Source organism: Flavobacterium sp. (assembly GCF_044348915.1).
In the GTDB taxonomy this organism is placed as follows: domain Bacteria; phylum Bacteroidota; class Bacteroidia; order Flavobacteriales; family Flavobacteriaceae; genus Flavobacterium.
Map to the genome: position 1 here is coordinate 59,763 of NZ_JBIKRX010000004.1, position 15,931 is coordinate 75,693.

13 protein-coding genes are annotated in these 15,931 nt (G+C 35.5%); 7 read left to right on the forward strand and 6 right to left on the reverse strand.

The window, feature by feature from the left end:
* Positions 1–57: 57 nt before the first annotated feature.
* Genes odhB through ACIQ1E_RS01505 form a run of 4 tightly spaced genes read right to left on the reverse strand, consistent with a single transcriptional unit; the run spans position 58 to position 4,551 of the window.
* Entirely contained in the window at positions 58–1,287 is a 1,230-nt protein-coding gene (odhB, locus tag ACIQ1E_RS01490; protein ID WP_396168058.1) for a 2-oxoglutarate dehydrogenase complex dihydrolipoyllysine-residue succinyltransferase, read from the reverse strand.
* Positions 1,288–1,321: 34 nt separating this feature from the next.
* Positions 1,322–1,558 carry a DUF2442 domain-containing protein gene (locus ACIQ1E_RS01495; RefSeq protein ID WP_396168060.1) on the reverse strand — a complete coding sequence of 79 codons (237 nt, stop codon included), beginning with the start codon at positions 1,556–1,558 and terminating at the stop codon, positions 1,322–1,324.
* Entirely contained in the window at positions 1,536–1,772 is a 237-nt protein-coding gene (locus tag ACIQ1E_RS01500; RefSeq protein WP_396168061.1) for a DUF4160 domain-containing protein, read from the reverse strand. The genes ACIQ1E_RS01495 and ACIQ1E_RS01500 overlap by 23 nt, the downstream gene beginning before the upstream one ends.
* A 1-nt stretch (position 1,773) precedes the next feature.
* On the reverse strand, positions 1,774–4,551 hold the full coding sequence (locus ACIQ1E_RS01505) for a 2-oxoglutarate dehydrogenase E1 component (protein ID WP_396168063.1): 2,778 nt from the start codon (positions 4,549–4,551) through the stop codon (positions 1,774–1,776).
* Between the two features lie 121 nt (positions 4,552–4,672).
* On the opposite strand from ACIQ1E_RS01505, the gene ACIQ1E_RS01510 reads away from it, so the two are divergent.
* Entirely contained in the window at positions 4,673–5,215 is a 543-nt protein-coding gene (locus tag ACIQ1E_RS01510) for a hypothetical protein (RefSeq protein WP_396168065.1), read from the forward strand.
* A gap of 80 nt (positions 5,216–5,295) precedes the next feature.
* A complete protein-coding gene (locus tag ACIQ1E_RS01515; RefSeq protein ID WP_396168066.1) occupies positions 5,296–6,627 on the forward strand; it encodes an alkaline phosphatase D family protein in 1,332 nt (443 codons plus the stop codon).
* On the opposite strand, the gene ACIQ1E_RS01520 is transcribed toward ACIQ1E_RS01515, so the two are convergent.
* Together ACIQ1E_RS01520 and ACIQ1E_RS01525 are read right to left on the reverse strand one after the other, a co-directional pair.
* A complete protein-coding gene (locus ACIQ1E_RS01520; RefSeq protein ID WP_396168067.1) occupies positions 6,628–6,978 on the reverse strand; it encodes a hypothetical protein in 351 nt (116 codons plus the stop codon).
* Positions 6,979–7,045: 67 nt separating this feature from the next.
* Positions 7,046–8,020, reverse strand: a complete 975-nt coding sequence (locus tag ACIQ1E_RS01525; protein ID WP_396168069.1) for a polyprenyl synthetase family protein — start codon at positions 8,018–8,020, stop codon at positions 7,046–7,048.
* Positions 8,021–8,205: 185 nt separating this feature from the next.
* Between ACIQ1E_RS01525 and ACIQ1E_RS01530 the strand changes: the two genes are divergently transcribed.
* From ACIQ1E_RS01530 to ACIQ1E_RS01550, 5 genes are all read left to right on the forward strand, one after another.
* Complete coding sequence (locus ACIQ1E_RS01530; RefSeq protein ID WP_396168070.1) at positions 8,206–8,721, forward strand: YceI family protein; 516 nt, start codon at positions 8,206–8,208, stop codon at positions 8,719–8,721.
* A gap of 130 nt (positions 8,722–8,851) precedes the next feature.
* A complete protein-coding gene (locus ACIQ1E_RS01535; protein ID WP_396168072.1) occupies positions 8,852–9,448 on the forward strand; it encodes a TetR/AcrR family transcriptional regulator in 597 nt (198 codons plus the stop codon).
* Complete coding sequence (locus tag ACIQ1E_RS01540) at positions 9,448–10,812, forward strand: TolC family protein (RefSeq protein ID WP_396168074.1); 1,365 nt, start codon at positions 9,448–9,450, stop codon at positions 10,810–10,812. Before ACIQ1E_RS01535 ends, ACIQ1E_RS01540 begins: the two co-directional genes overlap by 1 nt.
* 65 nt (positions 10,813–10,877) lie before the next feature.
* Positions 10,878–12,026 (forward strand): efflux RND transporter periplasmic adaptor subunit, encoded by a 1,149-nt coding sequence (locus ACIQ1E_RS01545; RefSeq protein ID WP_396168076.1) that lies wholly within the window; start codon positions 10,878–10,880, stop codon positions 12,024–12,026.
* Between the two features lie 122 nt (positions 12,027–12,148).
* Positions 12,149–15,622, forward strand: a complete 3,474-nt coding sequence (locus tag ACIQ1E_RS01550) for an efflux RND transporter permease subunit (protein ID WP_396168078.1) — start codon at positions 12,149–12,151, stop codon at positions 15,620–15,622.
* Positions 15,623–15,931: the final 309 nt, after the last annotated feature.

Genomic DNA, 15,931 nt, shown 5'->3' on the forward strand with positions numbered 1-15,931 from the left:
GAATATTCAAACTGGTTTTAAGATTTGTCCTTCGTCAAGAATGACAATATAATGATGTTACAATTCGAAAGCTTTTTTCGGATTGTTATCGCATAGTAATTCAACTGGATTTTCTAACGCTTCTTTCACAGCAACCAAGAATCCAACAGACTCACGACCATCAATAATTCTGTGGTCATACGAAAGTGCTACGTACATCATTGGGTGAATTTCTACTTTACCATTTACGGCAATTGGACGCTCGATAATGTTGTGCATTCCCAAAATTCCCGATTGTGGTGGATTGATAATCGGTGTACTTAACATACTTCCGAAAACACCTCCGTTGGTGATGGTAAATGTTCCTCCTGTCATATCGTCAACAGTTATTTGTCCGTCACGCGCTTTAAGGGCTAATCTTTTTATATCGGCCTCAATACCTCTGAAAGTCATGTTTTCGGCGTTGCGAACAACAGGAACCATTAATCCTTTTGGTCCAGAAACAGCTATGGAAATATCACAGAAATCGTAAGCAATTTTGTAATCACCATCCATCATAGAGTTTACATCAGGATACAATGCTAAAGCTCTGGTAACTGCTTTGGTAAAAAATGACATATATCCTAAACCAAGGCCGCCGTGTTTCGCTTTGAAAGCATCTTTATATTCATTACGCAAGGTATTGATTGGTGTCATATTCACTTCATTGAACGTAGTCAACATAGCGGTATCATTTTTGGCAGCAACCAATCTTTCGGCTACTTTACGACGCAACATTGATAATTTGGTGCGTTCAGAACCACGATTTCCTCCTGTAGGAGTTCCCATCGAAGGAACTGCTGCATTCAAGGCATCTTCTTTAGTAATTCTACCTTCTTTTCCTGTTCCAACAATATCAGAAGGTTGAATATTTTTTTCGTCTAATATTTTTCTTGCAGCTGGTGATGGCGTTCCAGAAGCGTAAGATGTTGGAGCGGCTGGAGCAGGTGCTTTTACCTCTTCTTTCTTCACTTCAACTGCTTTCGCTTCTTGTCTAACTTCGGCAACTGGCGCTGAAGCCGAAGGTTTTGCAGCATCTGTATCAATATGGCACACAATGGCACCCACAGCAACAGTATCTCCCTCTTCTGCTTTCAAAGTGATGATTCCGCTAGCTTCGGCTGGCAATTCGAGTGTTGCTTTATCTGAATCAACTTCTGCGATGGCCTGATCTTTTTCTACATAATCTCCATCTTTTACTAACCAAGTTGCGATTTCAACTTCTTTTATAGATTCCCCTGGTGATGGGACTTTCATTTCTAAAATCATCTTTTATAATTTAAAATATATAGTTATAATTATTTTATTCTAGTAAATTTTCTACTGAAATATCTTCATCTATTTCGTCCCAATGAACCCCTTCTCCATTTCCAATAAAACGCCATTTCTTCAATTGGTTTTCCGTTGCATTTCTTAATCTTGGAAACCATTCAAGTGGGATTGAAAGTTCTCGTCCGTCTTCTAAAAAAACAATCATTTTAGAATCGGAAAAAGTTACATTTATCGCTTTTTTTGATTTATGTATTACTAAAGAACTCATCCCATTTTTGTATTAAAAGTTGTTGATTTTCTTCGACTAAATTACGAATTTGTTTCAATTCGGATGCATTAAATCTTGACGATTTAATCAATTCAATAAAATCTATATTGAACTTCGCTGTTTTTTCCCCTTTTTCAACATGAATATGCTTTGGTAAGTGTTCGTTGCTATAAAAGAAAAAACGAATCCCATCTATATAAAGGATTGTCGGCATATTATTTTACAAAATCTTTCTCAAAAACCATCTTAATAGCTTTGGCGTGTCGGTTTTTTGATCTTGTATAACTTCCTGAAGCTGAGGCTGAGGATACCCTTAGAGAAGCCAATCTCCATTTTATAAAATCAAAATTCATCAACATATAACCATAAGCACCCATATTTTTAGGTTCTTCCTGAGCCCAAACATAATCTTGGGCATTTGGATATTTAGCGATAATGGCTTTCAATTGATCCACAGGCAATGGGAACAACTGTTCTATTCTGACAACTGCTACATCTTTTCTAGCTCTGATTTCTCTCTCTGCAGTGATATCATAGTAGAATTTACCCGTACAGAAAACCAAAGTTTTAACTTCCTCTTTATTTACGGTTTCATCATCGATCGTTTCTTGGAAAGAACCATGTTCTAATTCTTCGATGCTCGAAACTACTCTTGGATCGCGCAATAAACTCTTTGGTGTAAACACAATCAATGGTTTACGGAATTTCAATTTCATTTGTCTCCTCAACAAGTGAAAGAAGTTGGCTGGAGTTGTACAATCGGCAACATACATATTTTGTCTAGCACATAGTTGCAAGAAACGCTCCATACGACCTGATGAATGTTCTGCTCCTTGTCCCTCGTAACCGTGAGGTAGTAAAACAACTAATCCGTTTTGATTGTTCCATTTGTCTTCCCCACAAGAAATATATTGGTCAATCATGATTTGAGCTCCATTGGAAAAATCTCCAAATTGTGCTTCCCAAATAGTTAAAGCATTAGGGTTTGCCAAGGCATAACCGTAATCAAAACCTAAAACTCCATACTCTGATAAAAGAGAGTTGAAAGCGTTGAATTTTCCTTTTTTACCTTCTAAACTGTTGATTAAAACTACTTCCTCTTCTGAATCTTCGACTTTCACGACGGCGTGACGATGCGAAAAAGTACCACGTTCTACGTCTTGACCTGAAACACGAACGTCAAAACCTTCTCTTAACAACGATCCATAAGCTAAATGCTCGGCCATCGCCCAGTCTAGCTTATTGGTTTCGAAAAACATTGTTTTTCTATCGTTGATTAATTTTTGAACTTTACTAATGAATTTTTTATCGGTTGGCAAATTACAAATGGCATTGGCAACAGCTGTAAGTCCTTCTTTAGGATAAGTGGTGTCCACTTTTTTAAGCATTTGCGAAATCCCTGCTCTTTCGAATCCTTTCCATTCATTTTGCAAAAACGGAGTGATGATTGTCAATTCTTTTTTACGAGATTCTTCAAGGTTTACCTCTAAATCGGCCTTATATTCCGCTTCTAATTCTTTTACGTGTGAGTCGTCGATAACTCCTTCGGCTAATAACTTTTCAGCATAAATATCTCTAGGATTTTTATGTTTAGCAATGATTTTATATAAAATAGGTTGCGTAAAACGAGGTTCATCACCTTCATTGTGACCGTATTTTCTATATCCTAATAAGTCAATAAAAACGTCACGACCAAATTCCATTCTAAAATCTAAAGCAAATGACATAGCATGTACCACAGCTTCGGCATCATCGGCATTGACGTGCAATACTGGCGAAAGTGTTACTTTGGCAACATCGGTGCAATAGGTAGATGAACGAGCGTCAAGGTAATTTGTGGTAAAACCAACTTGATTGTTGATTACAACGTGAATAGTTCCACCTGTTTTATACCCGTCTAATTGGGACATTTGAATAATTTCATATAAAATTCCTTGGCCAGCAATTGCAGCATCACCGTGAACGGCAATAGGCAACACTTTTGAGAAATCATTCGGGAAATATTTATCTTGTTTGGCTCTAGTTATCCCTTCGATTACCGCTCCAACGGTTTCTAAATGCGATGGATTTGGCGCCAAGTTGATATTAATAGTTTTTCCTGAGCTGGTTCTTTTTTCAGCAGTTAACCCCAAGTGGTACTTTACGTCACCATCAAAATATTCTTGATCGTTGTAATCTTTACCGTCAAATTCACTAAAAATATCTTGAGTAGATTTTCCGAAAATATTAGCCAAAACATTCAATCGACCACGGTGTGCCATTCCCATTACGAAATGTTCTACTCCTTTTTCGGCAGCTCTTTCTATCAAAGCGTCGATTGCAGGAATTAAAGATTCACCTCCTTCGAGTGAAAATCGTTTTTGTCCAACATATTTAGTGTGCAAGAAATTTTCAAAGGCTACCGCTTGGTTCAATTTATGTAGAATAGCTTTTTTCTTTTCTACTGAAAAATCAGGTTGGTTGTCATTATGCCCAATTTTACTCTGAATCCATTTGATATCATTTGGATTTCGAAGATACATATATTCAACTCCGATAGATTGACAATAAATTTTATCTAAATGACCTAAGATTTCTGCCAAACTACAAGGTTCAATCTTAATGATTCTTGCAGCATCAAATATTGTTGGTAAATCAGCTTTCGAAAGTCCAAAATTTTCAAGGTCTAATGTTGGCGAATAAGTTCTTCTTTTGTGTACTGGATTTGTTCTTGTAAACAAATGGCCACGACTTCTGTAAGCATCAATCAACTTGATCACGTTAAACTCCTTTAGAAGTTTTTCTGTGCTAGCACTGTTTTCTGGGGCTAAAGTTGCTTTAACTTCTGGTTGAGCCACTGCATTTTCTCCATTGTAAGTTGCCATTCCAAAGTCGAAACCTTGAAAAAAACCTCTCCAACTTGGCTCTACGCTATCTGGATTTTCTAAATATTGATCGTAAAGTTGTGCAAAAAATTCGGTGTGAGCCGCGTTTAAGAATGAAAACCTATCCATAATTTTATAAAATATGCGTTTTTGTTAAAAATAGTTTGGCAAAAGTACAATAAATCAATACACATACTATTTTTTTATTGTGTACTTTTACGTAATAAAATGTTAAAAAAATCATTAAACCATGAAAAAAAAACATCATATATCCTTTTTTAGATCATTATTAGTTTTGCTTTTTCTCCTTATTCTGAATCCATTAATAGCGCAAGGGCCTTTAAATACACCTCAGCAGCCGCCTAGTGATTTTTGGAATCATGTGCAATTAGGCGGTGGTATAGGATTGAATTTTTCCTCGGGTTATTCCGATGTTTTTATAGCACCTAGTGCTATTTATAATTTTAACCCAACTGTGGCTCTTGGAGCTGGTTTGAACTTGAACTACGTGGCTTCGAAAAATTATTATTCTTCATTTGTGTATGGTATTAGTACCATTGTTTTGGTAAATCCAATACCCCAAATTCAATTATCCGTTGGACTAAATCAATCAAGAGTAAACTATCAAGAAGAAGGCTTTTCGAATTATTCTGAGGATTATTGGGACACAAGTTTGATCGTTGGCGCCGGGTATCGAACAGGTAATGTTACAATTGGGGTGGGCTATAATCTTTTGCAGGATGATCGTTATGATGCAGAACCATTTGTTCCTTTTGTTAGAGCTTATTTTTAGTCGAAAACATAACCTATGCCTAACGTAAAAACGCTGGTCAATGCTTAAATTTGTTTTTCTTAGCTTTTAAATCCATTTTTATGAGACATTTTATTTTGTTTGTTTTTCTGTTTATTTCTTTTATCATTTCGGCCCAAAATAATCTTTTGCAATCCGGCCCAATGGTGGGTTATTGCGAAATGAAAGAGGCGGTTATTTGGCTGCAAACCAAAGAGAATGTTCCCGCAAAAATCGAATATTTTGCCACAGAAAATCCGACGGCGGTTTTCTATTCCGAAACCTATACTTCTGCTAAAGAGGTTGGCTTTACCTATCATATCATCTTAGACAAACTTGCCCCAGGAAAAAAATACAACTACAATCTTTACCTCAACAACAAGAAGGTGGTTTTACCCTATGAAACTTCTTTTTCCTCGAAAAAATTGTGGCAATGGAGGGAAGATGCTCCAGATTTTACAGTGGCTTTTGGCAGTTGTATGTACATCAACGAAACGGCTTTGGACAGACCGGGAAAACCTTATGGAAGTGGCTATTCGATTTTCGAAAGTTTGACCAAAAAAAATCCAGACATTATGATATGGGGTGGCGACAACACTTATCTTCGGGAAGCCGATTGGGACAGCAAAACGGGGATTTATCAGCGCAATACCCACTCACGTTCTATAAAAGAACTACAGCCTTTGTTGGCAAAAACTCAAAATTTCGCCATTTGGGATGACCACGATTATGGTCCCAACGATAGCGACCGAAGTTTTTATAATAAACACATCACTCAAAAAGCGTTTAAAGATTTCTGGGCCAACAAAAGTTATGGTATTGGGACCGCGCAAACTGAAGGTGTATTTTCTACCTTCAATTGGGGTGATGCACAGTTTTTCTTGTTGGATGATCGTTTTTTTAGATCTCCACAAGACCGAATTACCGGAACCAAAACAATGTTGGGAACTACACAATTCGAATGGCTTATCGATGCTTTAAGTTCATCGATTGCTAGTTTTAAAATAATCGTAATCGGTGGACAAGTTATAAATTCAGTGCCAGATAGCGAAAATTATGGCCACTATCCCGAAGAAAAAGAAAAACTGCTCAAAGAAATAACAGACAATAAAATAAAAGGAGTCTTCTTTTTGACCGGAGACCGTCATTTTGCAGAAATGTCGATGCTGCCTCGCGAAGGCACTTACCCTATTTACGATTGGACAGTTTCACCATTTACTGCAGGTCTTATTTCAGAAAAAGCATTGAAAGAAGACAACAAATACAAAGTAAAAGGCAGTGCTTTTATTCAACATAACTTTAGCATCATTTCGTTCTTTGGAAATAAGGAAAACAGACAAATGAAACTTACTTTATTTGATATCAACGGGAATGAATTATGGAATAAAGTGATTCTAAAAAAAGAATTGGAATAACTAATATTTATTTCGGAACCACACTTTTTGCCATTCTCTTTTCAGGATTAAAAAGGCAACATTTTCGGCTAGCACTACTAAATCCGAACCATCCAATTTTTTTATTAGATCCTCGGAAACGTCTATAATGTAAAGCAGATTCAAATATTCAGCAAACTTGTATTGAATCAACCGATAGATTTTTTCGTGCATTTGAATTTTCAATTCTTCGGGCGAAATGCTCTTAGGAAAATCAATTCCTTCGTTGGCCAAATTAAAATCCTTATTGATTTGCTCAATCAATTTGAAGTACAAAGCTTCCTTTTCGGCTTCTTCGAGCAGTAAATCAATATTTTGGGGTTGGATGTACATTTTAGATTGCAGATTGCAGGTTGCAGATTGCAGATTTGCCGTCTGAAATCTGCAACCTGATGAATTTTTACACTTTTCTATTCATTAAATTTTCTCCAAAAGCTTTCAAGAGTTCTTTTTTATCTTGAGAAACATCAATTTTTTCAAGTGTTTCAAAGGCCTTCAAAGTATACTCCTCAATGGCTTTTTGAGTGGCTTGAGAAGCTCCAGTCGAGTTGAAAATTTCTTTCACCGAGTTAATTTTTTTTTCGTTATCCTCTAATTCAACCGAAAATAATCGTGTTAATAATTCCTTTTCATCGGTTTTCGAAAATTCGATAGCTTTGAGATACAAGTACGTTTTCTTGTTTTCGATAATATCACCTCCCACTTGTTTTCCGAAGGTTTTTGGATCACCAAAAGCATCTAAATAATCATCTTGCAACTGAAAGGCTAGCCCCAAATTTAGCCCAAAATCGTAAATCAATTTAGAATTTTCCTTAGAAGTTTGAGCTATAATGGCTCCCATTTTCATTGCCGCAGCGACCAAAACTGCCGTTTTGTATTCAATCATTTTCAAATATTCCGGAATCGTGACATCATTTCGGGTTTCAAAATCGACATCATATTGTTGTCCTTCGCAAACTTCAAGAGCGGTTTTGCTGAACAATTTGGCTAATTTTCGAAAGGTTTTAGGTTGGTATTTTTCGAAATATTGGTAAGCCAAAATCAGCATCGCATCACCGGAAAGGATTCCCGTATTGATATTCCATTTTTCGTGAACGGTTACATTTCCTCTTCGCAAAGGCGCATCGTCCATGATATCATCGTGTACCAAAGAAAAATTATGAAAAACCTCAACAGCCGTGGCGGCAGGCAACGCCAATTTGTAATCCACATCAAAAACATCGGCGGTCATTAAAGTTAAAACAGGGCGCAATCTTTTACCGCCAAGCTGCAAAATGTAGTCTATGGGTTGGTATAAATTGGCAGGCTCTTTTTCAAAGTTTTGACTTTTCAAATAGCTTAAAAATTGCTCTTGGTATTCGTTGATGGGAAGCATTTGTGTTCTGTTTTAAATTCCAAATTTAGAGTATGTAAAGTAAATTAAAAAACAGTTCACTTTAAATTTAGAATAATTTATTAAAAATACTTTGGAAACTATTTTGGTACTCAAAGTTTCCTGTATATATTTGCCATCGAAATTAAAATCAAATATTAGTTTTTCACCCTATACTCCAACCTATTATGGCAACAAAATGGACACTTGACTCAGACCAATCTGATGTCCTAATCAAAATGAAAGATACTACCATCACTTATTTGGGCGGCGAAAAGAATCATTTTGAAGGCTTTGTATCCCTCGATGAAGATCAAATTCAAGATGCATCCGTGGAATTTTTCCTCGACAGTAACACTTTTACTTCGCAAAAAAGAGAAGAACCTTTACCATTGAAAAATGATACTGTTCAACCCAAAAAACCTTTAATCCGGTTCAAATCGACCTCGTTTCAAAAAATAAAGAACAACATCAATTTCTTGAAAGGCCACTTGACCATCAAAGATGTAACTAAAATGGTCGAACTAGATGCCGAATTCATCGGAATCAACAACTACAATGGGTCTAAAAAAGCTGCCTTTGAAATAAAAGGAGATATTAACCGAAACGATTTTGGATTGGACAAAAATTTCAACAATTCGAAAGAAAAGTTTGGTTTTGGAAAAAACCTAAAACTAGTAGCTAATTTAGAATTTTCGATTTAAGAAGTTAAAAAAAGATTGGATAAACATTAAATTAATGTAATCATTTTGGAAACTCAATTAACAGATAAAGTTTCCAACTTACATTTGAATTTAAAAAAGCAAAAGGCTGAAATTAAATCAGCAAAAGAACATGAAAGAAAAAATTATAGCAAAAGCAACTGATTTGTTTTTAAAACTAGGTTTTAAGAGTGTCACTATGGATGATATTGCTGAAGAAATGTGCATTTCTAAAAAAACCATTTACAAATATTTTTGCAACAAAGAACTCCTAATTGCAGAAACCACGGAAATAGTTCACAAAGCAATTCACCAGAGCATTGATAGCATTGTAGCCAAAGACTATAATGCCATCGAAGAAAATTTCGAAATCAGAAAGATGTTCAAAGAAATGTTTAAAACAAGTGAATCCTCTCCTTCCTATCAATTGAAAAAGCATTATCCTGAAATCTATGACAAAGTAGTAACGAGAGAAATCAACGAATGCACAAGTATTTTTAAACAAAATATTGACCGAGGAATTGATCAAGGATTATATCGACCAAACATACTGATTGATACCTATGTTGGTTTTTATTATCATTTAATCTTTAGCATTCACGGCAACACAGTCACCGAAAAAGAATTACACGAACTAGAACTACAAGCCTTAGAATACCACACCAGAGCTATGGCAACGCCGGCAGGAATTACCGAACTAGAAAAACAATTAGAAAACTATCACTTATAATGAAGAAACTATTTTTAATCCCCTTGTTAGTTTTTGCCATCTCAGCGAAAGCTCAAAATACGACTGATAACCCACAGTCAAATCCGTCTAATAAAAACTTTGTTTTTAGCTTAGAACAAGCAATCGCCCACGCCCTGACCAATAATTATTCGGTTATTAATGCGAATAGAGATATTGAGGCATCTAAAGAAAAAAAATGGGAAACTACCGCAGCGGGTTTGCCACAAATTAACGCTGGTGTAGATTTTACCAATAATTTTGTATTGCAAAAATCAGTAATCCCTGCAGAATTTTTTGGTGGAGAACCTGAAACCTATGCTACTGTAGCTTTTGGAACCAAATACAGTATGATAGCGCGATCTACTTTGAGCCAACTGATTTTTGACGGGTCTTATATTGTAGCATTGCAAGCTTCAAAAACGTATTTGAAGTATTACGAAAATGCCAAACAAAAAACAGATACCGAAATCAAAGAAGCGGTTATCAATGCCTATGGCAATGTATTATTGGCCGAAGAAAGTATCGCTATTCTCGAAAAAAACAAAGCTACTTTAGAAAAAACACTATCCGACACCAAAGCTACTTTCCAAAATGGTTTGATCGAAGAGGAAAGTGTAGAACAATTACAAATTACCTTGACCTCAATAAACAGTACTCTAAATTACAACAAAAGACTGGCTGAAGTAGCTTACAAAATGCTAAAAATCACTTTAGGAATCGACATCAATGATGATTTGAAATTGACGGATAGCCTAGATAAATTAACGGTTTCGAATTTAGATATGGCATTTTCAAAATCGGAATTCTCAGTTAATGACAATATCAATTATCAAATGGCGATGAATTTTCAAGAGCAAAGAGAATTAGAATTAAAACTTCAAAAAGCTAAAGCCTTACCATCATTGTCTGCCAATTTAAATTTTGGTTATACCGCATTTAAAGATGAATTTCAGTTTTTTACTCAAAATCAAAATTGGTTCAATTATTCGAATGTTGGAGTTGGTTTAAATATTCCTATTTTCAGTAGTTTGGCTAGAAGTTCACGAACGCAACAAGCCAAAATAGCTTTGGATCAAGCCAAAACACAATTGTCAGAAGCAGAACAAAAATTAAAATTACAATATGCAGCTGCCAAAAGTGATTATGAATTTAGTGTCGAAGAATATGCGACAGCAAAATCAAATTTGAACCTTGCCGAAAGAATCGAAAAAAAGCAACAAATAAAATTTACTGAAGGGTTGTCTTCGAGCTTTGATTACAATGATGCCCAAAGGCAATTGTATACCAATCAACAAAAATACCTGCAATCGATGGTAGATGTTATCAATAAAAAAGCCGCTTTAGAAAAAATAATCAATAAATAATCAAATCAATTTTAACAACCATACAAATGAAATCGAAGATTCACGAACTCCAAAAAAACAATATAATGGTCCTGAGTAAAAAAATATTAACCTTATGCATTCTTTCGATTCTGCTGTTCTCGTGCGGAAAAAATGAAGGCAACAAAAACATTGATACGTTAATCGAATCAAAAAACATTTCGGCACTTCAAGCTAAAAAAGCATTAATCCAAGCTGATTTGACAAAAATTGACGAAGCCTTAGCAAAATTAGATATCAAAAAAGATGAAGCTTTGGTTTCTGTTGCAACAGTAAAAGACACTGTTTTTAGTCATTATCTTGAAGTTCAAGGAAGTGTCGACACCAAAGAAAACATATTGGTTCAGCCGGAATATCAAGGAACATTAATTTCTTTGACCGTAAAAGCGGGACAAAGAGTTTCTAAAGGACAAATTCTGGGAAGAATTGACGATGCTGGATTAAGCCAACAAGTAGCAAGTTTAGAAAATCAATATGCCTTGGCAAAAACGACTTTCGAACGTCAAAAAAATCTTTGGAATCAAAAAATTGGTTCTGAAATTCAGTATTTACAAGCACAAACTCAAATGATTTCGGCTCAAAAAGGTGTAGCACAAGCCAAAGCCCAATTGTCTAAAACCATTATTAGAGCACCATTTACAGGAACTATCGACGAAGTTTTTGTAGAAAAAGGTCAAGTGGTAGCACCTAGTCCACAAGGCTTAATGCGTATCGTAAATTTATCGAATATGTATGTTTCGACATCAGTTCCTGAAACCTACATTGGAAAACTAAAAGTAGGTACTGAAGTAGATGTTTTATTGACTTCATTAGGAAAAACATACAAAGGAAAAGTACGTCAAATAGGGAATTTCGTGAATCCAAGCAACCGTAGTTTTGGTATTGAAGTGGGCGTTCCAAATCCAGAAAATTTGTTGCGTCCCAACCAAGTAGCCAATCTTAAAATTAGTGATTACATAAGTAAAAACGCCATAGTAGTTCCTACAAATGTGATTCAAGAAGACGGTTCGAAAAACAAATTTGTTTTCGTTGTGACCAATTCAAACGGAAAAACAGGAATTGCTAAAAAAGCAATTGTAAAACCAGGACAGTCCTCTGACAATGTCACCGAAATTTTAAGCGGATTATCAGCCGATGATATCATTGTTATCGAAGGAGCAAATGCCGTTTCTGAGGGAATGAAACTAAATTTTTAAAAAAGCTTAAAGGTTTAAGAGTTTAAAATTGTTTAATGACATCCTAGTTAAACATTTAAACAACTTTAAACCATTTTAAACAACTTTAAACCATTTTTAAACATCATTAAACTAAAATAAAAATGCACAGTATTAATCATAAAAAATTCGGCATTTCCAACTGGGCGGTGGACAATCGTGTAACGGTTTATATTATAACTGCTTTAATTGTCATTACAGGAGTTTACGCCTATATCACAATGCCGCGTGAAGATTTCCCGGAAATCATCGAAAACAAAGTATATATTTCGTCCGTTTTCCCAGGAAATTCAGCCGAAGACGTAGAGAAATTGGTCATCAAACCGTTAGAAAAAGAAATCAAAAACATCAGTGGTGTCAACAAAGTAACTTCGAGCTCGTTTCAGGATTACGGAATGATTATCGCTGAGTTCGATGATGATGTTTCGATAGATGCCGCCAAAGTAAAAGTAAAAGACAAAGTCGATAATGCGAAAGCAGAAACCGATTGGCCTAATCTCGACAACGGTAGTAAGGTAGAACCTAATGTATTTGAATTGAACATTTCAGAAGAAGTGCCAATTCTAAACATCAATCTTCAAGGAAATTACACCACCCAACAGCTTAAAAAATACGGAGAATTAATTCAAGATGATCTTGAAGAAATATCCGAAGTCAAAAAAGTTGATATTCTGGGTGTAGATGACAAAGAAGTAGAAATCGCGGTAGATATTTTCAAAATGACGGCGGCGCAAGTGACTTTTGACGAAATTCAGAATGCAGTAAAATATGAAAACATGACGCTTTCCGGAGGAAACTTGGTTTCACAAGGTTCTCGAAATAATATTAGAATCGTTGGTGAAATCAAAGACCCGAAAGAGTTGGAAAACATTATTGTAAAATCATACGGAGGTACGGTTTATCTAAAAGATATTGCCGTAGTCAGTTTCAAAGAAAAAGAAAAAACGACTTACGCTCGCGAAAAAGGTCACGAAGTGGTGATGCTTAGCGTAAAAAAACGTTCAGGTCAAAATATGATTTCGGCTATTGAACAGGTGAAAGAACGAATAGAAAAAGCACAAAGTTCCTATTTGCCAAAAAACCTAAAAATCGAAATGACAAACGACCAATCTTCTCGTGTAGAACATCAGGTAGATGAATTGTCGAATCACATTATTTTTGGGATTATTTTGGTAATGATTGTGTTGATGTTCACTATGGGACTGCGAAATTCCTTGTTCGTAGGAGCAGCGATTCCGTTATCGATGATGATTGCATTTGCCATACTTTCGGCTTTGGGATTAACTTTGAACACGATGGTATTGTTCGGATTAGTTATGGGATTAGGAATGCTTGTTGATGACGGAATTGTGGTCGTCGACAACGTTTTTGCCAATATGAAAAAAGGAATGGATCGAGTAACGGCTTCAAAAGTCGGTATTGGCGAAATCGCTTGGCCCGTAATTTCATCTACTGCTACCACCTTGATGGCGTTCTTGCCTTTTGCATTATGGCCTGGAACTATGGGTAAATTTATGAAATATTTCCCAATGACTTTGACCGTAACGCTTACTGCTTCGTTATTTGTAGCGATGGTTGTCAATGCAGCAATGACGGGAGGTTCGATGGATACTGAAGACAGAAATATCTCGAAAAAGAGTTTAAAATTCTATACTATTCTATTTTTGGCATTCGGAATATTCTTGGCTTTTATTGGCTCTAAATATGCTTACGATAGTAAATTTTTGAGAGGAATTGGGCATTTATTGTTGATTGCTACTGGTTTAATGTGGTTGTATTTCCTTAAATTATACCAATGGACACAAGATTTCCAACACAGTTTTTTTCCAAAGATGGAAGACAAATACAAAGTGTTTTTAGATAAAATCCTAACTAAAAAGAATTCTTGGGTGGCGTTAGTGACCATAATTGGAATGTTGTTTTTCTCTTTTGTTTTATTAGGTGTTTTTCCGAGAAAAGTATTGTTTTTCCCTGATAATATTCCAAATCAAGTGATTGCTTATATCGAATACCCGCAAGGGACTTCGATAGAGAAAACCAATAAAGCAACCTTGTTTGTCGAAAATCAAATCATTGGGATTTTACAAAAATATGTTGACCCAAAAACCGATAAAAACTTCCTTGCAGAATCTATTGTTTCTCAAGTAGGAATTGGTGCCGGAAATCCAAATGTCGATGCAGGTTCGGCTTCGGAAACGCCATTCAAAGGAAAAGTAACGGTAAGTTTCTCTGAGTACAAATTCCGTCAAGGCATTAATACTTCGGATATTTTAGAAGAAATTCGTTCTAAAGTAAAAGCCATTGCAGGCGCTACAATTATAGTCGAAAAAGACGCCAATGGACCACCAGCAGGTTATCCTATCAGTATCGAATTGAAAGGAACCGATTATGATTTGATGTTGAAAGAAGCTGATAAAATGATTGCTTTTGTCAATTCGAAAAACATTCCTGGTATCGAAAAATTGAGCGTGGACATCAATAGAGATAGTCCAGAACTTGGAGTAAAAGTAGACAGAGTAAACGCCGGAAGCATGGGCGTTTCTACAGGGCAATTGGGTTTTGCCCTGCGTCGTTCGGTTTATGGTCAAGAAATTTCGACTTATAAAGAAGGTGATGACGATTACAATATCGTAATGCGTATGCAAGATGATCAACGCAAGAACGAAAACATTCTTTTCAATCAATCGTTGACATTCAGAAACCAGAATAACGGTCAAATTCAGCAAATTCCGATTTCGGCTATTTCACAAACTGAAAAAACATTGACCTATAATCAGATCAAAAGAAAGAATCACAAACGAATAATGACCATTTATTCGAATGTCTTGACAGGTTTTAATGGGGATGAAATTACCAAACAAATACAAACAGAATTAAAAAATTATGAGTTGCCTAGCGACGTGAGTTATTCCTTCTCCGGAGTACAAGAAGAACAAGGCAAGAATCAAAGTTTCTTGATGTATGCACTCTTCTTGGCATTAGCAGGAATCACACTTATTATTGTATTGCAATTTAATTCGGTGTCGAAAACCATAGTAATTTTGTTCACGGTAATCTTAAGTTTCAGCGGTGTTTTCTATGGTTATGTGATTGCAGGAATGGATTTTGTAATCCTGATGACGATGATGGGAATCATTTCGCTAGCAGGTATTGTGGTGAAAAACGGAATCGTATTGATGGATTTCTTTGTCTTATTGTTAGACAAAAAAGTTACCGAAAACAAACTGAAAAGCCACGATGATTTGACGTTAGACGAAATAAAAGAAGTGATTATCGAATCAGGAAAATCACGTTTGCGTCCGGTATTATTAACGGCTTTAACGGCAGTTTTAGGATTAATCCCATTGGCAATTGGATTGAACTTTGACTTCTTTACCTTAATTACCGATTTCAATCCACACTTTTTTATAGGTGGTGATAATGTTATTTTCTGGGGACCATTAGCTTGGACAATCATTTTCGGACTGACTTATGCCACGGTTTTAACCTTGGTGATGGTTCCGGTAATGTTCTACTTAGTGAAAAGAACCAAATACTGGTTGCGTGATCGAAGACTAGCTAGAGCAAAAGCAGAATAAATTTTCAAAATAAGTTTCAAAACCACTCAAGATTATATTTTGGGTGGTTTTTTGCTTACAAACCCAATGTAATTAAAAATTATAAAAATCTTTAGCAATTAAAGAAATTGCGGATATAAGCAAGAAATTATAAAAGGATAAAAAGAAGTAGAAAAAAGATTAATTCCTAAAAATCAAAATCAGTTGCTACAAAAATTTGGGCAGAAGTTTTAAATGTGCATAAAAAAGCAAAATAAAAGCATACAAATGGATACAGATGATTTATCAAGAGAAGCCTATAACGGAATTTTAATTGAAGCCGAAAAACTG